General features: G+C 42.8%; 19 protein-coding genes. 16 read left to right on the top strand and 3 right to left on the bottom strand.

The features are described from left to right. Positions 1-161: 161 nt before the first annotated feature. The 11 genes from ugpC (L3V23_RS16540) to L3V23_RS16490 all read left to right on the top strand — a co-directional run bounded on the left by ugpC (L3V23_RS16540) (position 162) and on the right by L3V23_RS16490 (position 14,818). A complete protein-coding gene (ugpC, locus tag L3V23_RS16540; protein ID WP_102966744.1) occupies positions 162-1,238 on the top strand; it encodes a sn-glycerol-3-phosphate ABC transporter ATP-binding protein UgpC in 1,077 nt (358 codons plus the stop codon). Positions 1,239-1,299: 61 nt separating this feature from the next. Beyond that, positions 1,300-2,385 carry a helix-turn-helix domain-containing protein gene (locus L3V23_RS16535; protein WP_102966745.1) on the top strand — a complete coding sequence of 362 codons (1,086 nt, stop codon included), beginning with the start codon at positions 1,300-1,302 and terminating at the stop codon, positions 2,383-2,385. 244 nt (positions 2,386-2,629) lie between these two features. Continuing rightward, the gene (ugpC, locus tag L3V23_RS16530) at positions 2,630-3,688 is read left to right on the top strand and encodes a sn-glycerol-3-phosphate ABC transporter ATP-binding protein UgpC (RefSeq protein ID WP_102966746.1); all 1,059 of its coding nucleotides are present in this window, start codon (positions 2,630-2,632) and stop codon (positions 3,686-3,688) included. A gap of 9 nt (positions 3,689-3,697) precedes the next feature. After that, complete coding sequence (locus L3V23_RS16525; protein ID WP_102954460.1) at positions 3,698-4,939, top strand: extracellular solute-binding protein; 1,242 nt, start codon at positions 3,698-3,700, stop codon at positions 4,937-4,939. Between the two features lie 65 nt (positions 4,940-5,004). Beyond that, positions 5,005-5,979 carry a sugar ABC transporter permease gene (locus tag L3V23_RS16520; RefSeq protein ID WP_102941368.1) on the top strand — a complete coding sequence of 325 codons (975 nt, stop codon included), beginning with the start codon at positions 5,005-5,007 and terminating at the stop codon, positions 5,977-5,979. Continuing rightward, positions 5,979-6,809 carry a carbohydrate ABC transporter permease gene (locus tag L3V23_RS16515; RefSeq protein WP_042483264.1) on the top strand — a complete coding sequence of 277 codons (831 nt, stop codon included), beginning with the start codon at positions 5,979-5,981 and terminating at the stop codon, positions 6,807-6,809. Before L3V23_RS16520 ends, L3V23_RS16515 begins: the two co-directional genes overlap by 1 nt. A gap of 86 nt (positions 6,810-6,895) precedes the next feature. After that, positions 6,896-7,972, top strand: a complete 1,077-nt coding sequence (locus tag L3V23_RS16510; protein ID WP_102966747.1) for an endo-1,4-beta-xylanase — start codon at positions 6,896-6,898, stop codon at positions 7,970-7,972. A gap of 87 nt (positions 7,973-8,059) precedes the next feature. After that, on the top strand, positions 8,060-10,276 hold the full coding sequence (locus L3V23_RS16505) for a glycoside hydrolase family 3 N-terminal domain-containing protein (protein ID WP_102966748.1): 2,217 nt from the start codon (positions 8,060-8,062) through the stop codon (positions 10,274-10,276). A gap of 352 nt (positions 10,277-10,628) precedes the next feature. Beyond that, entirely contained in the window at positions 10,629-12,986 is a 2,358-nt protein-coding gene (locus tag L3V23_RS16500; RefSeq protein WP_102966749.1) for a glycoside hydrolase family 3 N-terminal domain-containing protein, read from the top strand. 236 nt (positions 12,987-13,222) lie between these two features. Continuing rightward, on the top strand, positions 13,223-14,266 hold the full coding sequence (locus tag L3V23_RS16495) for a substrate-binding domain-containing protein (protein WP_102941447.1): 1,044 nt from the start codon (positions 13,223-13,225) through the stop codon (positions 14,264-14,266). A gap of 48 nt (positions 14,267-14,314) precedes the next feature. After that, positions 14,315-14,818, top strand: coding sequence for a GNAT family N-acetyltransferase (locus L3V23_RS16490; protein WP_102966750.1), 504 nt, complete (start codon positions 14,315-14,317; stop codon positions 14,816-14,818). A 21-nt stretch (positions 14,819-14,839) separates the two neighbouring features. On the opposite strand, the gene L3V23_RS16485 is transcribed toward L3V23_RS16490, so the two are convergent. Beyond that, a complete protein-coding gene (locus L3V23_RS16485) occupies positions 14,840-15,751 on the bottom strand; it encodes a LysR family transcriptional regulator (protein ID WP_102966751.1) in 912 nt (303 codons plus the stop codon). 104 nt (positions 15,752-15,855) lie between these two features. Here L3V23_RS16485 and L3V23_RS16480 point away from each other — a divergent pair, with 104 nt between their 5' ends. Beyond that, on the top strand, positions 15,856-16,650 hold the full coding sequence (locus L3V23_RS16480) for a TSUP family transporter (RefSeq protein ID WP_102966752.1): 795 nt from the start codon (positions 15,856-15,858) through the stop codon (positions 16,648-16,650). Positions 16,651-16,697: 47 nt separating this feature from the next. Here the strand turns inward: L3V23_RS16480 and L3V23_RS16475 are convergent, their stop codons facing one another. Beyond that, positions 16,698-17,891 carry a DNA-binding transcriptional regulator gene (locus tag L3V23_RS16475; protein WP_102954467.1) on the bottom strand — a complete coding sequence of 398 codons (1,194 nt, stop codon included), beginning with the start codon at positions 17,889-17,891 and terminating at the stop codon, positions 16,698-16,700. A gap of 190 nt (positions 17,892-18,081) precedes the next feature. Here L3V23_RS16475 and xylB point away from each other — a divergent pair, with 190 nt between their 5' ends. Next, positions 18,082-19,533 carry a xylulokinase gene (gene xylB / locus L3V23_RS16470; RefSeq protein ID WP_102966753.1) on the top strand — a complete coding sequence of 484 codons (1,452 nt, stop codon included), beginning with the start codon at positions 18,082-18,084 and terminating at the stop codon, positions 19,531-19,533. Between the two features lie 194 nt (positions 19,534-19,727). Here the strand turns inward: xylB and xylA are convergent, their stop codons facing one another. Further along, positions 19,728-21,047, bottom strand: coding sequence for a xylose isomerase (gene xylA, locus L3V23_RS16465; RefSeq protein ID WP_102954469.1), 1,320 nt, complete (start codon positions 21,045-21,047; stop codon positions 19,728-19,730). 397 nt (positions 21,048-21,444) lie between these two features. Between xylA and xylF the strand changes: the two genes are divergently transcribed. The 3 genes from xylF to L3V23_RS16450 are packed head-to-tail and all read left to right on the top strand — an operon-like array spanning position 21,445 to position 25,190. Further along, the gene (gene xylF, locus L3V23_RS16460; RefSeq protein ID WP_102963667.1) at positions 21,445-22,437 is read left to right on the top strand and encodes a D-xylose ABC transporter substrate-binding protein; all 993 of its coding nucleotides are present in this window, start codon (positions 21,445-21,447) and stop codon (positions 22,435-22,437) included. Between the two features lie 57 nt (positions 22,438-22,494). Further along, the gene (locus tag L3V23_RS16455) at positions 22,495-24,018 is read left to right on the top strand and encodes a xylose ABC transporter ATP-binding protein (RefSeq protein ID WP_102966754.1); all 1,524 of its coding nucleotides are present in this window, start codon (positions 22,495-22,497) and stop codon (positions 24,016-24,018) included. Next, positions 24,018-25,190, top strand: a complete 1,173-nt coding sequence (locus tag L3V23_RS16450; RefSeq protein WP_042483297.1) for a sugar ABC transporter permease — start codon at positions 24,018-24,020, stop codon at positions 25,188-25,190. The genes L3V23_RS16455 and L3V23_RS16450 overlap by 1 nt, the downstream gene beginning before the upstream one ends. Positions 25,191-25,306 lie beyond the last annotated feature (116 nt).

Here is a 25,306-nt window from a genome sequence, read left to right as displayed (position 1 = left end):
GGTCATCTATCAAATCGATATATCAACGAGTTGACTTTTTATGCGTGATCCAAGACTCAATCGTGAAATATAAAAACTCGATTAAGAAAAAAGGTAATTGGCGAAAAAATTTAACATGGCAAGAATGATTGTTAATGTTAGAAATCATATTGGGATTAAGAATGTCTTCAGTAACCTTTAAGAATGTGAACAAGGTTTATTCTGGCGATACGCATATCGTTAAGGATATTAACTTGGAAATTGCGAGCGGTGAATTTGTTGTGTTTTTAGGCCCTTCGGGCTGCGGGAAATCGACCACTCTACGTATGCTATCTGGTCTGGAGGATATCAGCTCTGGCGAGATTCTCATTGATGGTGTCGTGGTCAATGACCTTAATCCAAAAGAACGCAATATTGCGATGGTATTCCAGAGCTACGCTCTTTACCCACATATGACCGTTGCTGAAAACATCGGCTTCTCATTAAAAATGGAAGGCAAAAAGAAGGCTGAGATTGAGAAAGAGGTCAATCGCGTTGCTGAAATGCTCCAGCTTACTCCGTTGCTAAAGCGTAAACCGAGAGCGCTTTCTGGTGGTCAGCGCCAGCGAGTAGCTATGGGGCGAGCTATGGTTCGTACACCTAATGTGTTCTTGTTTGATGAGCCGTTATCAAACTTAGACGCCAAATTACGAAATTCAATGCGTCGAGAAATCAAGAGCTTGCATAACAAGTACTCAAAAACAACTGTGTATGTTACCCATGATCAAGTTGAAGCAATGACACTTGCAGACCGAGTGGTTATTCTACGCGACGGTGAAATTGAACAGGTTGGCACACCTTACGAGGTTTACCACAAACCCGCGAGTCAATTCGTCGCGAGTTTTATTGGAACTCCTACGATGAACATGATGGAAGGTAAGTTGCAACGTGATTCGAATAGCTGGCATGTTGTATTGGGTGATCAAAAAGTCGATTTGGGTAAGTCTTTCGACGAGGCTATGGATGGAGAAAGAGTAACTTTGGGCATTCGTCCAACGGATATTCATGCCAACCAAAGTGAAGGCAGTATCGCTCTGAATGTTTCTGTAGTGAACAGCGAATTGCTTGGTAGTACACAACAAATTAATGCAGCCATGGCACAGCAGAAATTAATTGCAGAAGTTGAAGCGGATTTTGATTTGGATGGAAAAACGTCAATGAACTTATTTTTTGATCCAAACCGATGCCATGTCTTTAACCAATCAGGTCATATTATCTAAGTGAAAAAGTTGCCTAAGGTTTAAAATCTTTGGCAACCTTTCTTATATTCAAGAGGTACGTATGGAGTTATTACTGCTTATCGATACCATGATTCACTACGATCGAGAGCTATTGAAAGGAGTAAAGTCTAAGCTCGATGAATTAAATATGAATATCAATATTCATATAGATGCAATAGAAAATGCGACCTATTTGTTATCGAGAAAATGGCACTACGTGATTGCTGATTTTGATAAGCGTGGCTGTGAGGAGTTTATTTCTCAATTGTCAGGTAAGAAGCTCATTTTCTCTAATGCTGAAGTGACCAACCCGCCAGACGGAATATTGTGTATTTACAATGACAACCAGTATGTTGCGGATATCGCATTAGGTCACTTTATCAATGATGGAATTCGCAATGTTTCTGTCTATTCTGATTTAAGCGATTATTACCAGCCATGGGCTATGGAGAGAAAAAATAGCTTTTCATCACTCGCTTTAAAATTAGGGTGTTGTTATTACTCTAATGCCATTGAGGCCATTACAACCTCAGAAAATAGAGTTGGCGTATTTTGCACCACAGACCGTTCCGCCAGAAAATTTATACGTTACTGTATAGAAAATAATATTCCAGTCCCGGATAAAGTATCGATAATTGGTACAGATTATGATGAGTTGGAGCGAGATATTTCACCAATTCCAATCAGTTCGATAGATCTAAATCCTAAGCAATTAGGCAGAGAGTGTATTGAACTTCTGCTAAATCCCCGACCTACATGTAAACGGTTAATCTACAAAGCCAAGCAGCTTTATGTCGACAGTTCGGCTAAGTCAGCGATTGAGTCGGATAGTGTGGTCAATAACGCTTTGGTCTATATTCATAAGCATTACAGTCGCAATATACGTGTTATGCAAATATCTGATTATTGTAAGGTTTCTAGAAAAACGTTAGACAATAAATTCCTTGAGCTGAAAGGTGAGACTGTCCATCAGTACCTGTCAAATCTACGCTTAGATAAGTCAAAACAGCTACTCAAGGAGACCTCTATGTCGGTAGACAGTATAGCGAGGCAATGTGGCTACTTGGGACAAAATTACCTTAATCAACTTTACCGAAAAAGCTTTGGTTATACACCGCTAGAGTATCGAAAAAGCTCATCGAATTAGGGGGCAATAAAATTCAAAAAAACCAAGTATTATTACTTGGTTTTTTTATGTGATGCACGCCATAAATAGCTGATGATTTTTAAGAAAAAACCATGAAACAGTTTCGTAGAATAACTTAACTGAAGACATTAATCACAAATAGAAAATATCGTAATTACAAACTCAAATATTGGTAATTGTGACTATTGGTGACCTGAATAATATGTTGTTAAGAAAGTTATTAATTACATATTTTGGTGGGGACATGGCATCAGTTCAATTTCGCAACTTGATTAAGAACTATGGTGATACAGAGGTTGTTAAAGGTATCAATCTTAATATTCAACATGGTGAGTTTATTGTCTTATTGGGACCATCAGGCTGTGGCAAGTCAACAACGCTGCGCATGTTGGCTGGCCTAGAGGATATAACAGACGGCGAGATCTGCATTGAAAATGAAGTCGTCAATGAACTTCACCCGATTGAGCGCAATATCGCAATGGTATTCCAGAGTTATGCCCTTTACCCACATATGACTGTGGAAGAGAACATGGCTTTCGCGCTCGAAAACTTGGGTTTCGATAAAGTAAAACGTAAGCGCATGGTTGAAGAAATCGCAGAGGTTTTGGAGCTTACACCGCTGTTGTATCGCAAACCTAAAGAACTTTCAGGCGGTCAACGTCAACGTGTTGCGATGGGGCGAGCCATGGTTCGAAGCCCAGACGTATTCTTATTTGACGAACCACTCTCTAACCTAGACGCAAAGCTTCGTGGTCAGATGCGTTCAGAGATCAAACTGCTGCACGAACGTACAAAAACCACTGTGGTATATGTCACTCATGACCAAATCGAAGCCATGACTCTAGCGGACCGTATTGCGATTCTCAACAACGGTGTTATTGAACAGATCGGTTCGCCAAAAGAAATCTATAACCATCCAAATAGTAAATTTGTTGCCAAGTTCATCGGTACTCCTGAGATGAACATATTGGAAAACCTCGGAGACGCGGTTAAGCCATTTATTTTCCAATCAACGATCGATCGTGTAGGTGACGTTAAACCTTTATCTGTCGGTATCCGTGCTCAAGATTTCCATCTGACTCCACTAAACATTGAGGCTGAAAACCTTGCTTCTATTATCGTTCAACTGAGACAGGTTGAGTTAATGGGTGCGGTGAAGCATATCGAATGTTCATTTGGCAATAAGAGGATCATTGCGGAAGTCCCTTACACCGACGACAAGATTCACGACAAATTTGAACTCTATTTCGATAAAAACAAGGTTCATGTGTTTGATAAAAACGACAAGGTCATAATCCAATAAGGAAAAATCATGAAAAAGAACATCATTGCTTCTGCTATCGCAGCTTCCGTGTTTTCGGTGTCAGTGTTTGCTGCACCTACTGAGATTACGGTTGCTTCATTCCCCAATTTCAACCAAGTGGCAGAAATTGCGGTGCCAATGTTTGAGAAAAAATACCCTGATATCAAGGTCAAGGTTGTTACGCTCGCGTATGCCGACCATCACAATGCGATGACAACGGCACTTGCAACAGGCGCGAACCTTCCAGATGTTATGGGTATCGAATACAGCTATGTGGGTCAGTTTATTGAGAGCGGCGGTCTGGATGATATGTCGCCTTATGGTGCCGGTGCATTTACCGATAAATTGGTACCTTACTCTGTTGCGCAAGCAACCAATTCTGACGGTGTTCTTTCAGCAATTCCTGCAGACATCGGTCCGGGTGCAACCTTTTATCGTAAAGACATTTTAGATGCGGCTGGTGTTACAGAAGAAGAGCTATTAAAAGATTGGGACTCGTTTATCAAGGCGGGTATTAAGATCAAAGAGAAAACGGGTAACTACCTGATCGCAAATGCGGTGGATATTAAAGATATTGTTATTCGTTCAAACCTTAAAGAAGGTGAAGGCATCTACTTCGATAAAGACCAAAATATACTTGTTAACTCTGATCGTTTTAAAGAAGCGTTTCGTTTAGCTAAGAAGGCGCGTGATGCGGGTATCGACGCGAAAGTGGCTGCTTGGTCAAACGAATGGACGGAAAGTCTACGTCGCGGAACGGTATCTGTTCAAATGATGGGGGCTTGGCTAGGTGGTCACCTACAAGGTTGGATTGCTCCAGATGCGACAGGATTATGGCGTACTTCTCAACTTCCAGACGGTGCTATGGCGAGCTGGGGTGGTTCATTCTACGCCATTCCTAAAAAAGCAGAGCACAAAGCAGAAGCCTGGAAGTTCATCGAATTTATGGCGACAGACAAAGAAATTCAGCTAGCGGGCTTTAAAGAAATCAATGCGTTCCCAGTGCTTATTTCGACTCATAACGACGACTTCTTCAACCAAGAGATCGCTTACTTGGGTGGACAAAAAGCTCGTCTGAACTGGCGTGAAACAACCAAACACATCCCAGCATTGACCGTTGACCGTTACGACGAGGTTGCTCGTCAGGTGGTGAATGATGCTCTAGAAAAAGTGCTAGAGAAAGATGCAAACATTGACCAAGTGCTGGCCGATGCAGAGAAACAAATTAAACGTCGTGCTCGTCGTCGTTAATTAATCGTTAGTACCGGGGTCACATCGGTGGCCCCTTGTCATGTAGCAATTTTGGAAATAGTCCTATGACAACAATGACACGTCCCCTTAATGCCGCCAGACGCAAAAACTTCTGGCTAAGAAAAGGAAATAAGATCGCTCCTTATCTTTATGTCAGCCCTTTCTTTATCATTTTCGGAGCATTCGGTTTATTCCCACTTCTGTTCTCTTTATACCTGTCCTTCCATTATTGGGAGCCTGCTGCAGGATTGGCATCAATGGAATGGGTCGGAGTAGAGAACTATGTTTTCGCACTTGAAGATGAATGGTTCCAATCGTCCATTTACAACACCTTTATTATTGCGCTGAAATCCGGTATTCCTCAGCATGCCGTAGCACTGCCGCTCGCATACTTTATTCATACTAGCTTTACGCGTATGAGAAATACGGTGATTGGTATTTACTTCGTCCCGTACATTACTTCAACTGTTGCGATCTCACTTGTGTTCACTACGTTGTTCTCTCGTGACTACGGCATGATTAACCAGGTTCTTACCTCTCTGGGAAATTTCACTATTGCGGACATTAAAGTTCTGGCATGGCTCTTCCCAACTGAGAATGTTGACTGGTCTCGTCCTGCGTATACCAAAGATATGATCTCGTTTGTTGTTTTCTGGCGATTTGTTGGCTGGAATACGGTGCTTTACCTTTCTGCGTTACAAACTATCCCGAAAGATCTTTATGAAGCGGCAACTATCGATGGTGCAAACCGTTACCAGCAGTTCTGGCACATCACACTTCCAATGCTGAAACCAATGGCATTCTTCGCTGTCACGCTCACCATCATTGGTAACCTTCAACTGTTTGAAGAACCGTTCATTATTACAGGCGGTACTGGTGGTATAGAGCAAGCGGGTAAAACTGCGGCGATGCACATGTATATAACGGCATTCGTTGAAAGTGACTTTGGTACTGCGTCCGCTATCTCTTGGATTCTATTTATGATCATCGCGTGTTTAACATGGCTGAATAGCAAACTATTAGGTGGGAGAAACGACTAATGAAATCAATGGGAAAGGATAAGCTGATCGCTTACATCACCGTGTTTATCGGTGCGATTATCATGCTAGCACCGTTTTACTTTATGTTTATTTTCTCGTCGCATTCCAACACCGGCATTCTATCTGTGCCGCCACCGATTACCTTTGGTGATTACTTGGTGACGAACTTCAACACGCTGTTAGATTTTCTGCCTTACTTTTGGCACAACCTGGCGCTGAGCTTGTTTATTGCCATCGTGGTTACGGCGCTAAACTTGCTGTTTTGTTCTCTTGCTGGCTACGCGTTCTCAATGTTTGAGTTTCGTTTTAAGAATGCGTTGTTTGTGATGATCATGGGTACCATGCTTATTCCACCGTTTCTGGGCATGATTCCGACAGCAATGGTTATGTCGCAACTAGGCTGGATGAACGATCCTAAAGCGCTAATCGTTCCTGCCGCTTGTGGAGCGATGGGTATCTTTATGATGCGTCAGTTTATTTCGAGCTCAATTCCGAAAGAGCTTGTTGAAGCAGCGCGGATGGACGGATGCCGTGAGTTCAAAATCTACTACCGCATTATCGTGCCTTTGATTCTGCCAGCATTCGGTACCTTAGGTCTGATTACCTTCATCGGCACCTGGAACAACTTTATGGGACCACTGGTTGTTATGAACGATATGAAAATGTTCACCGTTCCTTTAGCACTTCGTGCGTTACAAGGAACCGGTCAGGTGCCATGGGGTGCGGTGTCAATTGGCGCAAGTATCGCTGTTCTGCCATTGCTGTTCCTATTTGTTATTGCCTCGCGTCGTTTAATCGACGGATTAACTTCTGGCGCGGTTAAGGGCTAATTTCCAAGAGCTGCTTGTATCATGATCGACCCCCGATTTAAGCAGCTCTCTTTTTATTCCACTTGATACTTCTCAAGGAAAATAGAATGAAAAAAACTATTACCACCTTGCTTGTTGCCACTTGCTCGTTCATTTCACCAATCGCTGTTCAAGCCTCTGAACTCCCAGTTATTAGTCTTAAATCACTAGCGAAACAGTCAAACATTTATGTTGGTGCAGCATTAGAAACGCGTCACCTTAAAGAGCCCGAATTTGCCAACACATTATCCAGTCAGTTTAACCAGCTAACCCCAGAAAATGAGATGAAATGGGTGAACATTCATCCCCAGCGAGATCGCTTTAATTTTAGTAAAGGCGATGAATTGGTGGCATTTGCTCAGCAGCACAACATGCAGGTGAAAGGTCATACGCTGGTTTGGCACATTCAAAATCCTGACTGGCTAACACAAAAAGAATGGACCGCTCCAGAGCTGGAAAAAGTACTTGAGGAACACATCAAAACAGTGGTTGGTCACTATAAAGGAAAAGTGAAGTACTGGGATGTGGTGAACGAAAGCTTTAATGAAAATGGGTCATATCGCGAAACCCTTTGGTACAAGGTGCTTGGTGAGCGTTATCTGGAACTTGCATTCAAGTTTGCCCATGAAGCGGACCCAGAGGCGATTCTGTTTTATAACGACTATAACAACGAAGGGATGGGAGCCAAGTCGAATGCCATCTACCGTAAAGTCAAAAGTATGGTTGAAGAGGGCGTGCCCATTCACGGTGTTGGTTTCCAACTGCATTTGATGGGCGAACATGCGCTTAGTGAGCAAGATCTTGCGCGCAACATTAATCGTCTAAAACATCTCGGTCTTAAGATTCACTTCACTGAAATCGATGTTCGTATCCGTGACAATGCTAGTCATTTCGCCCTTGATGCACAGGCGCGTATATTCGGTCGTTTGATGGATTTTGCTATTTATTATCCAGAGATTGATATGTACACCACTTGGGGTGTAACCGATAAGTACAGCTGGGTGCCAGGTTGGTTTACTGGTTATGGCCGTGCATTGATGTTTGATGAGAACTATCAAGCGAAAAATGCGTTCAAGGCCGTTTATAGTTCGTTGCTTTCTGCCTCCAAAGGTGAATTTTCTTATCAACCACCAATCAGTCAGTAAGCGGATTAAACCAGCCCAATCATTTGTTGCTGAAGCCAAAGAGCCATTGCGTAAGGATCGGCTCTTTCAAAACAGAGAAAAATAATAATGACAGAAACCTACATGAACAAAAACGCTCCGGTTGCCGAACGCGTATCTGACCTCTTGAGCCGTATGACCATTGAAGAGAAAATCGGCCAGTTGACTCAACTTCCAGCGAATGTGGAAGGCAACACCGATAAACTGGAAGAGTGGCATATAGGCAGTTACCTTCATTGTACCGGTGATGCTGCAATGCGTTTGCAAGAGCGTGCAGCGAAAACCCGCCTTGGCATCCCACTTATTTTTGGTATTGATGCTATTCACGGCCACTGTTTCGATAACGATGCGACCGTGTTCCCCACTCAGCTTTCCGCTTCGTCAAGCTGGGATCGTGAACTGATGAGAGAAATGGCAAAAGTGGCCGCTAAAGAGGTTCGCGCCACGGGTATTCACTGGACGTTTTCACCTGTGCTTTGTATTGGACGAGATGCGCGCTGGGGTCGTGTTAATGAAACCTATGGTGAAGATGCGTGGTTGATCGGCGAGATGGCAGCAGAGACGGTTAAAGGGTACCAAGGTGAGACTTTCGCCAGCCCAGATTCTATTCTCGCGTGTGCCAAACACTATGTCGCTTACGGTGAAACAACGGGTGGCCGAGACTCTTATGAAGCTGATGTGTCTCGTCGTAAGCTTAAATCGATTTTCCTTCCTCCATTTCGCAAAGCGGTTCAAAAATCAAAAGTCGCTTCTCTTATGACGGGCTATCACTCCAACGACGGTTTGCCGTGTACCGCTGACAAATGGTTGCTGACGGATGTTGCGAAAACGGATTGGGGATTAGACGGCTTTATTGTAACTGACTGGGATAACGTCAAATCGCTGCACACTAAGCAGAAAGTGAGCCCGACAATTGAGGATGCGTGTTATCGCGCTTTGGTCGCGGGTAACGATATGATGATGTCGACAGCAGAGTTCTATGAAGCGGCGGTTAAGCTGGTTAAAGACGGGCAAGTGGACATTGAAATTGTTAACAACGCCGTTGCTCGTATTCTGACGAAAAAGTTTGAGTTAGGCCTGTTCGATGAGATGCGATTCTATTCGCCAGATCGCCAAGAAATATTCGGCAATCCGCAGAACTTAGAACTGGCAATGGAAGCAAGCCTCAAGAGCATTGTGATGCTCAAAAATGATGGCATTTTGCCGTTGAAACCAACCAAAGATTTGACCGTACTGGTAACCGGACCCAATGCCGATGATGTTATCGCGCAGCTAGGTGACTGGTCATTTGGTTCAATGCAGGCCGGTGCTACAAATGATAGTTTTCACCGTGAGCAGGCAGTGACGACGTTACAGGCGTTCCAAGCGGCGTCAAAGCAATATGGTTTCAAGGTTGAATACGTGAAAGGGGCGGACTGTATTGACGCTGAATTTGAGCAGGTCGAAGAGTTAGCCCGCGCATTAACTCAAGCCGATGTGGTCATTGCTTGTGTAGGGGATACGTTAGCGCAAAATGGTGAGTTCCATGACAGAGCGAATCTGGATCTAACTGGCAAACAGCAAGCCATGCTAGAGCAGATCAAAGCTTCGGGCGTACCATTGATTGTTAACTTAGTTGCCTCTAAGCCGATGACAATCCCTTGGGTTGCAGAGAATGCGAATGCCCTGTTGTGTGGATTTAACTCAGGCACTAAGGGTGGAGAGGCGATAAAACGAGTCATACTCGGTGAGCATAATCCATCGGGCAAACTGACCATCTCCTTCCCGTATCATGTAGGGCAGTTACCTGTTTTCTACAACAAGTATGAGGGTTGGCATGCACAGAACTCACATACTACTGGTCATAAAGAGCGCTATATCGATATGCCGGAACATCCGTTGTTTAGTTTTGGTGAAGGTAAGTCATACAGCCAGTTTGAATACAGTAATGTTTATTTAAAACAGGTAGTAATAGAACCTAATACCGATATTGAAGTGTCTCTCACCGTAACAAATAAGTCGGTTATTGATGGTACTGAAATTGTGCAAGTTTACTTTAATGATCATTTCTCTTCTGTCACCACGCCAATTAAACAGCTGTGTGGTTTTGAACGCGTTGATATTCCGGCAGGGCAAAGTGTTGATGTGACTATTAAGGTTAATTTCTCTGATTTAGCACTGGTGAATTCAGAACTTGAAGAAGTCGTTGAAGCTGGCACGTTTAGTTTAATGGTCGGTGCTTCGTCAAAAGATGAAGATCTGATTACTTTAGAATTTGAAGTCACAGAAACAACTAAGGTTCACTGAGCTAGCAAGGTTCATAGAGCTTTCGTTGCTTAAGCAAAAGCGGTTGAGTGTTCTGCCGCTTTTTTCTATTTTTTAATTCCTTCCTTTAGTTTCTTAGCTTTCCATATCACGTTATTTAGTCAAATCACTATTACGAATATTTATATTGTATTTATTAAAAATGGTTAATTTGACCATATTCAAAAAACAGGAAAGCTTTATTTAACTATTACTCTGATAAAAATAAAGGCACGACAATATATTTGGTAATCGGTCTCCATTATTTGGTAATTGAGTTCCTCATGGAAGAAATAGGCAATATTTTGGTAGATATTAATCCTATCAAAGTCATCAGCATCGGTTAGGAAAATATATGAACTACAAGAATCCATCACTTTCGATAGCAGAACGTGTGAGCGACCTGCTTTCACATATGACGGTTGAAGAAAAACTGGCTCAAATGGGTGCGCAATGGTTGATACTTGATCCGACTGGCGAGCATAAAGAGCGTGAGCTTGAAATGACAAGTGAAAACGTTGAGCGCATTGTCAAAGAAAAGCTCAAATATGGCCTCGGTCAGATTTCTCGTCCACTTGGAACGCATACAGTTGACGCGGTCAATGGCGTAAAAGCACTAAACCAGCTGCAAAAATATTTAGTTGAAGAGACACGACTTGGCATTCCTGCAATGGCACACGAGGAGTGTTTGGTCGGTCTGATGGCGAAAGGCGGAACGCTTTATCCTTCATCATTAAATTATGGTCATACTTGGAACCCTGAGCTGATCGAAGAAGCTGCAAAGGACATTGGCAGACAAGCGCGAATGATTGGTACCAAACAGGGGCTTGCGCCAGTATTGGATGTTTCTCGTGATGTCCGTTGGGGACGTACAGAGGAAACATTGGGTGAAGATCCTTATCTTGTTGGCATAATGGCAACTCACTATGTGAAAGGATTACAAGGTGAAAAACGTGATTTGCTGGCAACGCTTAAACACTTTGTTGGGCATTCAGCAAGTGAAGGTGCGCGTAACCATGCGCCGGTAAATCTGGGTTTTAAAGAGCTCAATGATACATTCTTACTGCCATTTGAAATGGCTGTAAAACTGGCGAATGCTGGCTCTATCATGCCTGCTTACCATGACATTGACGGCGAACCTTGCCACGCTTCGCATTTTTTACTTACTGAGATTTTGCGTGAGAAATGGGGCTTTGATGGGTTGATTGTCGCGGATTACGGCGGCATTGATTTGTTAAGCTCGCACCATTCAATTGCCGAAGATCGCGCGGGAGCAGCAGCGCTTTCCTTTAATGCAGGATTAGATGTTGAACTGCCCGATGACGCATGCTCAACGAAACTGACAGAAGCACTGCAACGCGGTCTTATTTCAATGGAAAAGATTGATGAAATTGTTGCTCGTATTTTAAGTAAAAAGTTTGAAATGGGGTTATTTGAGAACCCTTATACTGACGTTCCTCAAGCTCCTCTGCACAATGAAAAGAGTCAGGAGATTGCTTACAAAGTCGCGAGTGAATCGATTGTTCTGCTTAAGAATCAAGATCAAACCCTACCTCTGAAAACGGATAAAAAAGTGGCGTTGATTGGCGCTACCGCAGACGATCAGCTTGCACTACTCGGTGGTTATAGTTTCCCTGTGCACCTGATTCTGAGTCAGGAAGACAGCACGGACAAAGTGTCGAAGACGCTTTTAGAAGCCTTTCAACAACGCTTTGATTCGGTTATGTACGCCAAAGGTTGTGACATTCTAACTGAGCGACACGCCAATGCTCCGGTTTTTCCTGGAGACGTTGATATGGCAATCGGTCAGGCCGCAGAGTCACCTATCAGCAAAGATATTAGTCAGATTGAAGTGGCGGTTGCAACTGCAGCTGAGAGTGATGTCGCTGTAGTTTGTGTTGGTGACTTGGCCGGTTTGTTCCAGACAGGCACAGTGGGTGAAGGTTCAGATTGCGACAGCTTAGCGCTGCCGGGTGTACAGCAGCAAATGCTTGATGCGGTCTTGGATACAGGTAAACCCGTAGTGGTATTGGTAACCGGCGGGCGACCATACAATCTAGGTCGCGCTGAAGATGAAGCGGCGGCAATTGTGTTGGGTTGGGCTCCGGGTCAAGCGGGTGCTGATGCTATTGCTGATACCTTCACTGGCAAAAACAACCCAAGCGGAAAACTGACGATTTCGATTCCTAAAAACGTGGGTGCGGTACCATATTTCTACAATCACAAGCTTAAGAGTGCAGGTACGCCAATTGCCTATCACTTTGGTTCAAGCTTCAATTTCGGTCACGGTTTGAGCTATAGCGAATTTGCATACTCAGGGTTTAACGTGGTTTCAGATAAGCTCGGTTTCGAAGACACCGTTGAGCTATCGCTAACATTAACCAATACAGGTCGTGTTGATGGGGCTGAAGTCGTACAGCTTTATGTTCGTGATGTGGTATCGAGTGTTGTTCGTCCGGTTAAGGAGTTAAAAGGCTTTAAAAAAGTATTCCTTAAAGCAGGAGAAAGCAAAACTGTTACCTTCAAACTGCCTGTTGATATGCTCAATCTTACTAATCGTCATCATCAACGTGTTGTTGAAGGGGGTGAGTTTGATCTGATGATCGGCTCTTCATCGTCTCAGATACATTTCCGTCAAAGAGTTCACGTTGTCGGCGACGTTAAGGTTCTGCCTGAAGCATGGCGTATGGTATGTAACGTCACGGCTGAATAATCACATTAGCAATGCAAAGCCGGCCAGAGGTCGGCTCTATTCTCCTAGAGTTGTAGTTGGGGTAGTCATGACTTAACCAATCTGCGTAAGCCAGCTCGGTTATCGGTCTTATTCTGACTGCTTCATTTTGCCACTCAAAATACAAATCCAAACGCATTGCTAAATGGATATCAGTAGTCTGTGTTTTTACGCAGCAGATGTAATCAAAGACTTATATGGATATATGAACTATGGACATGATAACGAGTAAAAAGCCTGCCTCCATCTATGACGTTGCAAAGTTGGCGGGGGTATCTCCTAGCACAGTTTCAAGATACTTGAATCGTTCTACTTATGTATCAGATGAGAAAAGTTACAGTATCGAGAAAGCGATACAGAAGAGTGGTTACAAGGTCACATACAAAACCAAAGGTCCAATCAAAGGACGTTCGATGACCATTGGTGTTCTGCTACAAAATGCAGACAGCCCTTTTATGATTGGCATTCTGAAGGATTTAGAAGCCTGTCTGAGCAGCAGAGGTTACTCATTGGTGATTGCAACAGGCCATTGGAAGCGTCGACTAGAAAAACACGCGCTTGACTACTTTTTCAAAAGTCATGTCGATGGTGTAATTATTGTTTCTGGTGATCTCTCTGATGAAGAGCTTATCGAGTATTCGTTACACACTCCGATAGTCGCGGTTGGATACAATAAGATTAAAGCCAACAACATACTGACTATTGAGTTTGACAATGTGCTTGGCGGATATTTAGCGACTCTGCACCTATTGCAGCAGGGGCATGTCAATATTGCGCATATTAAAGGATTGTGCACTCAACCAGACGGACAAAGACGTTATGAAGGCTATCGAAGAGCATTGAAAGATAGGGGAATACCCGTCAACTCTCGCTTGATAAAACAAGGTGATTTTAGTTCAGAGCAAGGCTATCAAAAAACCATTGAGCTACTCGATTCTAAAGTCTACTTTTCTGCCATTTTTGCTGCTAACGATCAAACCGCTTATGGAGCCATTAAAGCGCTGCACGACAGAGGTTTAAAGGTTCCTGAAGATGTTTCTGTCATCGGTTTTGACGATCTTCAAACATCCAGTTACTTTACGCCAGCACTCACAACTCTGCGTCAGCCCATTGAAGAATTGGGTAGTGTTTGTGCTGAGGCCATATTTAAGATGCTTAGTGGTGAAGAACACCAAGTGCGAGTACCACCAATCGATCTGATTGTGCGCGAATCGACATCATCTATTTTTGATGTTTACAAAAATATAAATCACAATCGCTGATGCAATTCGAACCAATACTTTTGTAAGTGCAGTCAATAAGGCGAATAAATGAAGACCGTATGTGAAACAGCTAGGTTGGTGATTAGACATTTTGAACTAAGAGATGCGGAGTTCATTGTTCGCCTGCTTAACGAGGAGGCATTTATTCGCTGTATTGGAGACAAAAAAGTCAGAACGAAAAAAGATGCAATCCACTACTTATCCAATGGTCCGATGCTGAGCTACAAGGTCAATGGTTATGGCTTGAATATGGTTGAGTTGAAAGAAACGCATACCCCGATTGGTATGTGTGGCATCTTGAAAAGGCCAGAGCTCGATTCTCCCGATCTCGGCTATGCGTTTTTGTCACAATATCACTCAAATGGTTACGCCAGAGAGGCAGCGAGTGCAGTGATGAAAGCAGAGTTGCCAGCAAACAAGATCGAAAAGGTCTATGGAGTGACCTTCCCAGATAACGATACTTCAAACCGCTTACTAAAAGACGTTGGGTTTCAACTAACAGGAACCATGATGCTCTACGGTTTAGAAAACAATTTGTATGAACATCGCTAACGGCATGCTTGTTATCAATTACTATCTTGTCGATAAACGCTCAGGTAGCCGTTGTTTTACGTAGTCTAAAAACGCGGTTATCTTTTGTGAACGATGAAACTGTTCGGAAGAAAGAAGAGCTACAATGTCTGCTTCTTGCAGTTGATAGTCAGGAAGTACGCGAACCAATTTCCCGCTTTTAAGTTCTTCTTGTACATCCCATTCTGAACGTTGAATGATACCCTGACCATCAATACACCAATCTTTGGTCACACGGCTGACATTGCTTGAAAGAACAGGAACCACTCTTACGCTGGTTTCATTCTTGGTTGTGGTGTGGGTAAGTCGCCACATGGTCGCATCTTCATCATTTTCTCGTAACGCGATACAGCGATGTTGTTCTAAGTCTTTTGGTTGCTCAAGTGCTGGCGCAGATTCTAGGTAGGCTGGCGAGGCTAACAGTAATCGGCGGTTTTTAGACAATACAATTCTTTTTAACGCAGAGTCCTGAAGGTGTCCTATGTAGAACATGATGTCTGGGCTGTTGTGTGCAGACCACTTTGGAATATCCGACAGATTCAGTTCAATACGCAGAGAAGGGTATAACCGTTGAAATTCTGCTGCTAAAGGACCGATGTGCTTTTCACCAAACCCGAGGGATGACACGAGTTTTAAATCACCTGAAATGGCGAGTTTCTTTTCAGAAAGATCTTGAGTTAAGTATGCAAGATCTTGTAACAGCGCTTGTCCTTTACTGGCAAGCACTTCGCCTTCGGTCGTCAATGAGGTGATTCGAGCATTTCTGTCTATCAACTTAACACCAAGCTTTCGTTCTATATTTTGCAGCCGCTGTGAAACGCTGGGAGGAGTCACATTCAGTTTTCGCGCGGCGGCAGCCAATGAACGACTGCCTGCTACAGTGATAAAAAATTCAATATCTTGTGACGATAGCATTAAGTTCAACCTTAATGATTAAGTAAGTTATCGTTAATTTAACTACATATATCCGAGTGGTACAAATAGTCACGCATACAAATTTATGACTAGGTGATGGAGATATGGACAACGTGTTTCAATTCAGTACGGCGGACTGGGTTTATGTATTTTTATTTTTAATCTCAATTATTGCGGGTGTTGTTGATGCTATTGCTGGTGGTGGAGGGCTGATCACTGTGCCAAGTCTGCTGCTAGTTGGATTACCACCGATGACGGTATTGGGCACAAATCGACTGCAAGCGGTAATCGGCGAACTGACTACCTCTGTGATGTTTATGAGAAACAAACAGTTTCCAGTTCAAGGTATTGTTTTAGGTTTGATTTTTACGTCGTTCGGCGCAGTGCTTGGAACCCTTGCTGTTGGAGTCATCGACAAACAAGTGTTGGAAAAACTACTGCCTGTCCTGATGGTTGCGATCACCTTGTATTCGATCTTTGCCAAAAAACTCAAAGCAACGGAAGCAACAGAACCTGTGCTATCAAATACGCATTTTATGGTGGTATGTGGTTTGCTGATTGGTTTTTATAACGGCTTCTTTGGTCCGGGCACGGGCTCGTTCTGGATGTTGGCGTTCATCAGTTTACTTGGGTACACCATTAAGCAAGCAACGATGGCGACAAAGCCTTTGAACCTAATTGGCAACGTTATTTCTTTGATTCTGTTTATCTGGTTAGGCAGTGTTGATTATCAACTTGGCTTAATTATGGCTGGCGGGCAAATCATAGGGTCGGTTATCGGCAGCAAATGCGTCATTTCATATGGTAATCGTCTCGTGAGACCTGTGTTTATCTCGGTTACCCTTATCATGACCAGCAAGCTGCTCTATGAAAACTTCTCTTCAGCTTGGTTTGTTTAAGCTAGGAAAAGGCGAAGATGGTTTAGACCATCTTCGCCGTTTAACCGTTAATCTTCATTCGAAGCGTTGTTTCGGTAGTCTTTTGGTGTTTGGTCGAGGTTTTTCTTAAACACGGTATACATGTACTGCAACGATGGGTAGCCGCATAACTCCGCGATTTCACTAATCGGCAAAGAGGTAGTTTTGAGCAGATTACAGGCGCGTTTCAACTTGGAATTGTGTATCTCTTCATGGATAGAGTGCCCACACTCTTCCTTAAATCTCGATTCCAAGTTGGATCTGGATATGCCTACAGCCGCGAGTACCTGATCGACTTTAATGCCTTTACAAGCGTTGTGCCTGATGTAGTGCATAGCTTGAATGACATAAGAATCTTTCAATGCGTGGAAATCGGTACTTTGTCTCTCAAATACTTTGGTCGGAGGGACGAGTATGCGAGGAATTTTAGCTTGCGATGGAGAAGCTTCTCCGGAATGTTCAGTGAGTCGCTTGTGAAGGATTTTAGCAGCGCGGAAACCCATTTCCTTACAACCTTGACCGACTGAGCTCAGTGAAACCCGAGTCAGGTAACTTGCCAGTTCCTCGTTATCAATGCCGATAACGGAGATCTTGTCCGGCACCATAATATTGAGATGTTCACATACCTGAAGGATATGGCGCGCTCGTGAGTCTGTTACCGCAATAATGCCGGTTGGCGTTGGCAGCATTTGAATCCAGTCGGCAAGACGGTTCATGTCGTATTGCCATGTGTCGGAAGAAGTTTGATTACCTCTGAATATGGAGCCTTTGTAGCCTTCCTTTGCAAGAATGTCTTTAAACGCGGTTTCTCTCTCGTGTCCCCATCTTTTCCAAGAATGGGAAGGAATACCGTAGAAGGCGAAATTCTCTAAACCTTTTTGTTTGAGATGTTGAAAGGCAAGCTCAACCAGAGCGTAGTTGTCAGTCGCCACATAAGGGACGTTGGGGTAGTCTTCTTCTTTGGTATATGAGCCGCCAACAGCGACTATCGGCACGTTGATATCTTTCAGGCTTTCAACCACTTTAGGGTTGTCAAAATCAGCAATAATGCCGTCACCTTTCCAATATTTTAAATTGTCCAGATGAGTGGTGAAATCTTCTTCCAAAAATATATCCCAAGCACATTGAGATGCTTGTAAATATTCACCAATACCTTCTATAACTTGGCGATCATATACTTTATTGGCATTAAATAGCAGGGTGATTCGAAAATGTTTGTTCATATTATATTTATTTGGTTTTTACCCAGAATACTAACACTTGAAATCACTTAGCTCACGTGATCTGTAACACAATAAGTAAATTGAAGAATGGAGGTACAAAAAAACATAATTGTTCGCACTACTAATCCGGATGAATATTTAAAATGGGTCAAATTATTTATTAAATCCAAATTTTGGAAGGAGTTTAACCATGTATATGGGGATCGATTTAGGTACGTCCGGAGTAAAAATAATTCTGCTGGATGAAAATGACAAAATCGTTGCATCAAAAACAAAGTCCCTAACGGTCTCGAGGCCGCATGAACTCTGGTCGGAGCAAAATCCAGAAGACTGGTGGACGGCAACAGAAAGCATTGTTGGCGAGTTAAAAGATGAGTTTGCACTTTCTCAGGTTCGCGCCATCGGTTTATCTGGACAGATGCATGGCGCGACACTGCTTGACCAGAATGGCAAGGTGTTAAGACCCGCGATATTGTGGAATGACGGCCGATGTTTTGAGGAATGTATTGAGCTAGAACAGCTTGTTCCAAACAGTCGTGAAATTACCGGCAACCTGATGATGCCAGGATTTACTGCACCTAAACTGAAATGGGTACAAAAACATGAACCAGACATTTTCAGTAAGGTTGATAAAGTACTACTGCCTAAAGATTATCTAAGATTCAAACTGTCCGGCGATTACGCTTCTGATATGTCTGATTCCGCTGGAACCATGTGGTTGGATGTTGATAAGCGTGACTGGAGTGACGCGCTGCTCAAAGCGACAGGCTTAGGCAGAGAGCAGATGCCTAAACTCTTTGAGGGCACAGAGGTTACCGGACAACTGAAGAAAGAACTGGCTGAGTTATGGGGAATGTCCTGTGTGCCTATTGTTGCTGGTGCTGGAGACAACGCTGCAGGAGCAGTAGGTGTTGGTATCACAGAACCGGGGCAGGCAATGTTATCTCTTGGTACTTCGGGTGTTTATTTTGCGGTGAGTGACGGTTTCATCGCGAATCCAGAATCTGCATTGCATAGCTTCTGTCATGCGTTACCGAAGACTTGGCATACCATGTCTGTGATCCTTAGTGCGGCTTCATGTCTGGATTGGGTTGCCAATCTTACAGGGCAAGCAGACGTAGGCACCATGTTGAAAGACGTTGAACAGCACGCTGATCCAAAATCAAAAGTGATTTTCTTACCTTACCTTTCCGGTGAGAGAACGCCTCATAACGACCCTAATGCCAAAGGCGTGTTTTTTGGTATGACCCATTCAACAACAAAAGCCGATTTAGCGTTAGCGGTATTAGAAGGCGTGAGCTTCGCTTTGGCTGATGGTCTAGATGCACAGCATTCAGTGAGCTCTGAGCCGAATGATATTTCCCTGATTGGTGGCGGAGCCAAAAGCGGCTACTGGCGACAAATGCTTGCTGATATCTCTGGTATGAAGCTGGTTTATCGCTCAGGTGGTGAGGTTGGCCCAGCATTAGGAGCAGCAAGGTTGGCAAGGTTGGGCACTGAAGTCGGCGTAACGGTACAAGATGTTTGCCCTGTGCCTGAATTAGTACAAACTCACTTGCCTGATGAAAGCAAAAAAGAATTGTATCAGGCTAAGAGAAAGGTATTCCAAGCGCTTTATACACAAGTGAAAGATTTATTTTAGTTGTTAACTAAACAAGTTAAATAATCAAGTGTTGCTTATTTATAAGCAACACTTTTTATATATAAGCAACTAAGTTTATAAAAACAAAAATTGTAAAAATCCAAAATGATAAGCATTGATTGACATATGCTGAAGGCAAAATAAAAAAGCCAACCTCAGATTATAAGGTTGGCTTTTGCAGAACTCAGAAATAATTATTTGTAAATAAAACCATTCACAATATTTTCTAGTAATTCTTGTTTACCAGATTCTTTAACTGGGGAAATGTTATTGTCCACAGCGTACTTAGCCACTGCTTCTAAAGACATATCGCCTGCAAGGATCTTCTTACCTAGCTCTTCGTTCCAGCCTGCGTAACGTTGAGAAATAGATTTAGACAGTACGTCGTTCTCAATCATGTCTGCAGCGCGTTTTAGTGAAAGTGCCATGGTATCCATACCACCAATATGGCCGTGGAAAAGATCTTCAGCATCGATAGATGGACGGCGTAGACGAGCATCGAAGTTAAAGCCACCTGTAGTGAAACCGCCAGCTTTCAAGATTTCGTACATGATAAGCGTGTTTTCTTCAACGCTGTTAGGGAACTGGTCAGTGTCCCAACCTAATTGCGCGTCGCCACGGTTAGCATCGATAGAACCAAACAGACCTAATGAAGTCGCAGTTGCTACTTCGTGGTGGAAGCTATGACCTGCAAGAGTGGCGTGGTTTGCTTCAATGTTCACTTTGATTTCGTTTTCAAGACCAAACTGTTTTAGGAAACCGTAAACAGTCGCAGTGTCATAGTCATATTGATGCTTAGTTGGTTCTTGAGGTTTTGGCTCAATCAAAATTGCGCCTTTGAAACCAATTTTATGTTTGTGCTCAACAACCATCTGCATTAGACGGCCAAGTTGTTTGCGCTCTTGACGTAAATCCGTATTCAGTAGTGTTTCATAACCTTCACGACCGCCCCACAATACGTAGTTTTGACCACCTAAGCGTTGTGTAGCGTTCATTGCGTTGAAAATTTGTGTTGCAGCATAAGCAAACACCTTTGGATCTGGGTTGCTGCCTGCACCTGCCATGTAGCGTGGGTGAGAGAAAGCGTTCGCAGTACCCCAAAGTAGCTGCATTCCGGTTTCATTTTGTTTTTGCTCTAATACATCAACCATTTGTGCGAAGTTATTGATGTACTCTTTCAGGTTGTTACCTTCTGGCGAAACGTCAACATCGTGGAAACAGTAGTAAGGAACGCCTAATTTTGTGAAGAAATCGAAAGCATGGTCAGCTTTAACCTTCGCCATTTCCATGTCATTTGCGCCGTTTGCCCAAGGACGGTCAAAAGTACCTGCGCCAAATACGTCACTGCCTGGCCAGCAGAAGTTGTGCCAGTAACATGCTGCGAAACGCAAATGATCTTTCATGCTTTTACCTAAGATCATTTTATCTGCATCATAGTGTTTAAATGCTAAAGGGTTTGTTGATTCGGTCCCTTCATATTTAATTTTGTTTATATTCTTAAAAAATTCAGTCATCGTCGAGGCTCCGTTAATCATTTGACTTAAATGCAGATTCAATATTTTATGAATTAAAGTTATTCGGCAATTATGTTTTTTTGTTTTCAATATTACCTATTTTATTAATGAGACTTCGGTCAAAAATAACCAGATTATTTTTGGCCTTGCTAATTTGTGGTGCATTTAACTTGTTGTTTTTAAAGGGTTGCACAAATATTCATGGCTCAGGGTTATGTGGTGACTTAAATCATATATTTCTATGATGATCACATTTGAAATAAAAAACAAAAAAACATAAGACGCAAATAAGATGAGAGAAAAGACATTTCAATCTTATTCTACATAGAATTCTGTTGTTCACTTTTAATCGTGAATAAACCCTACAAATAAATAGTGCAATACAAAGGAAAGTATAATGAAAAAGCTATTAATTCTTGTATGCTCCGCTCTTGTTTGTCTAAGTTCCCCTGTTTTTGCTAAGTCATTAAAAATAGGCATGGTCATTGATGATTTACGACTAGAACGCTGGCAAAAAGACCGAGATATTTTCGTAGATAAGGCTGAAGAACTGGGCGCCAAAGTCTATGTCCAGTCAGCAAACGGGAATGAGCAAACTCAGATTTCTCAAGTTGAAAATATGATCTCGCGCGGTGTGGATGTTCTGGTCATTATTCCAACCAATGGCGGAGTGCTATCGAACGTAATTAGTGATGCAAAACGCGACGGTATTAAAGTTTTAGCGTATGACCGCCTAATTAGCGATGCAGATATTGATTTCTACTTGTCATTTGACAATGAAAGAGTAGGCGAAATGCAAGCGCAAGCGATGTTAGATGCGAAACCTAAAGGTAATTATTTCCTAATGGGTGGTGCTCCTACAGACAATAACGCGAAACTATTCCGTAAAGGTCAAATGAATATTCTTCAGCCTAAAATTGATTCAGGCGATATTAAAGTTGTCGGTGATCAATGGGTTAACTACTGGCTAGCAGAAAACGCTTTGAAAATTATGGAAAACGCTTTAACTGCAAATAACAACAAGATTGATGTTGTTGTTGCTTCAAATGATGCAACAGCTGGTGGCGCAATCCAAGCTCTAGAAGCACAAGGTTTAGCTGGTAAAGTTTCTATTTCAGGTCAAGATGCTGACCTAGCTGCTTTACGTCGAATCGTTGATGGCACTCAAACTATGACGATTTACAAACCGATTAATACACTTGCTAGCCGTGCTGCTGAAATCGCAGTGGAACTTGCGGATGGCAAGACTCCAGCACAAAACTCTTCTCTCAACAACGGTATGAAAGATGTACCGGCTTGGTTGTTAGATCCTGTAGCTGTTACTTCGAAAAACATTAAAACAACTGTTGTTCGAGATGGATTCCACGCTGAAAGTGAAATTTATCAATAATAGTAATAAAAGCGTTAAGAGATTCTCTTAACGCTATTTTTATTGGGAGTGACAACTATGTCTTCTTTATTAGAAATGCGAAATATCGTTAAGTGCTTTGGCCCAGTAAGAGCGCTTGACGGTATTAGTATTAGTCTTAATAAAGGTGAAGTTTTATCCTTGTGCGGTGAGAATGGTTCAGGTAAATCGACCTTAATGAAAGTCTTATGCGGTATCTATCCTCATGGCGATTATGAAGGCGAGATTATATATAACGGAAAAGTGATTGAACCAAAAAACATATCTGATACGGAAAGTATAGGTATCGCAATTATTCACCAAGAACTCACCTTAGTTAAAGAACTGAGTATTTTAGAAAATTTATTTCTTGGCTCAGAAATTTGCACGCGCGGAATATTAAATCACGAGTTAATGCATTACGAGGCAAAACTATTATTAGAAAAGGTTAATTTGCCTGTATCACCGGAAACAAAAGTTGGGGATTTGGGGGTAGGTCAACAGCAGTTGGTAGAAATTGCCAAGGCGATGTCCAAGAATGCCAAGTTATTAGTGCTTGATGAGCCAACTGCGCCTTTAACCGAATCGGAAACAGAAATTTTACTTAATCTGGTAAAAGAACTCAGAGAGTCTGGGGTGAGTTGTATCTATATCTCTCACAAGCTTGGTGAAGTAAAAGAGATCTCTGACCATATCTGTATTATCCGCGATGGGGTTCATATCGGTACTAAACAAGCAAGTGATATGACAACTGATGACATCATCACCATGATGGTTGGCAGGGAAATGAAGCAACTGTTTCCAAGAGAAGAGCACGACATTGGTGACGTTGTACTGGAAGTCAAAAATGTGAACGCTTGGGACAAATCAAACTCCGCTATTCCAAAAGTAAAAAAAGCGAGTTTCCAATTACGTAAAGGTGAAATCCTCGGTATTTCAGGGCTGGTGGGTGCCGGCCGCACTGAGTTAATGGAGTGCTTGTACGGCAGTTATCTTGGCAGAAACGAAGGCCAATATTTCTTGCATGGAAAGAAAATAGAGATAAACAACAGTAAGGATGCCTTGGATTTTGGTATCGCGATGGTGCCTGAAGATCGCAAGAGAAATGGCATAGTGCCGATTATGTCTGTTGGGCAAAACATGTCTCTGTCTGCCCTCGATTCATTATCAAAATACGGTGTGTTAAATGACACGCTCGAATCAAACATTATCAAAGAAAACATCAAACAGCTTACCGTCAAAACGCCTAATGCTGAGCTAGCAATTAAGAATCTCTCGGGTGGTAACCAGCAGAAAGCCATACTGGCAAGATTTCTAATGGTTAATCCAAGCATCTTAATTTTGGATGAGCCAACACGGGGTATTGACGTTGGAGCGAAATACGAAATTTATAAGCTGATGTTTAAATTAGTTAAACAGGGCATAAGCATCATCATGGTTTCCTCCGAATTACCTGAAGTGCTGGGCATTAGTGACCGTGTGCTTGTGATGCACGAAGGTGTCATTAAAGGTGATTTGATTAACCAAGATCTGACTCAAGAAATCATTATGGATTGTGCATTATCAGAAGGAGTAACCGCGTGATGGAACAATCAACAGAATTAACTAAAGACTCCAACGCTAGCCTGCTAAGTCGATTAAAAGGCGGCAACTTTCAGATGCTGGTAATGGCATTAGCGATCGTATTTATCATGATCTTTTTCAGCATCATGACTGATTGGAGTTACTTAACGCCGCGAAACATTTCTAACCTGTTCAGACAAACTGCGATCACCGGAATACTGGCGATAGGCATGGTCTTTGTCATTATCAGTGGCGAAATTGACCTGTCGGTCGGTTCAATGATGGGCTTACTTGGCGGGTTAGCTGCGATTCTCGATGTCTGGTTTGGTTTGCCACTACCAGTGACCATTCTTATTACACTTTGCTCAGGTTTAATTTTGGGCGCTTGGAATGGCTGGTGGGTGGCATACCGCAAAGTACCTTCTTTCATCGTAACCTTAGCCGGATATCTTGCTTTTAGGGGCATCTTAATCGGTATTACAAACGGTACGACAGTGGCACCGATTTCTGAAGTGATGGGCGTGATCGGTCAAAGCTATTTGCCAAACATGTTGAGTATTATTGCCGGCGTTTGTTGCTTATCGGTTTACTTTGGGTGGCAGAAAAAACGCAATGTTATGCGTAAGAAGTACGAACTGTCTGTGCCTTCAATGCAAGTATCTCTGGTCAAAAACACATTAATTGGTCTTGGTGTGCTTTCCGTTATTTTTATTCTTAATGAATACCGCGGCGTACCTACACCAGTGTTATTGCTGACATTCTTTGTTCTTGTCGGTTCTTTCATTGCAACGAAATCGAGATTCGGTCGTCGCATTTACGCCATTGGCGGTAACATTGAAGCGAGCCGTTTATCCGGCATTAATGTTGAACGTACCAAGCTGCTGGTTTACGCGATGAACGGTTTCTTAGTCGCAGTTGCTGGGTTGGTTTTGAGTTCTCGTTTAGGAGCAGGTTCACCTTCAGCAGGGAACATCGCTGAGTTAGATGCTATCGCAGCTTGTGTTATCGGCGGCACTAGTATGGCTGGTGGTGTGGGCACTGTGTTTGGTGCGGTTATCGGTGCGTTTATCATGGCGTCACTCGATAACGGTATGAGCATGATGGATGTTCCGACATTCTGGCAATACATTGTTAAAGGTGGTGTGTTGCTGCTCGCGGTCTGGATGGACAGCGCAATGAAGAAACAACGTTAAGATATTTTAATAATAAAAGCAGTCTCACACCCCCAATGAGGGACTGCTGCTCCTGACATGATTAACTTTTCCTAAGATATGGATCACCACTGTGTAACGCAGTGGTGTTTTTTATT

Source organism: Vibrio sp. A1-b2, from assembly GCF_021726015.1.
GTDB lineage: Bacteria > Pseudomonadota > Gammaproteobacteria > Enterobacterales > Vibrionaceae > Vibrio > Vibrio diazotrophicus.
This window is presented reverse-complemented; position numbering and strand designations above follow the sequence as displayed.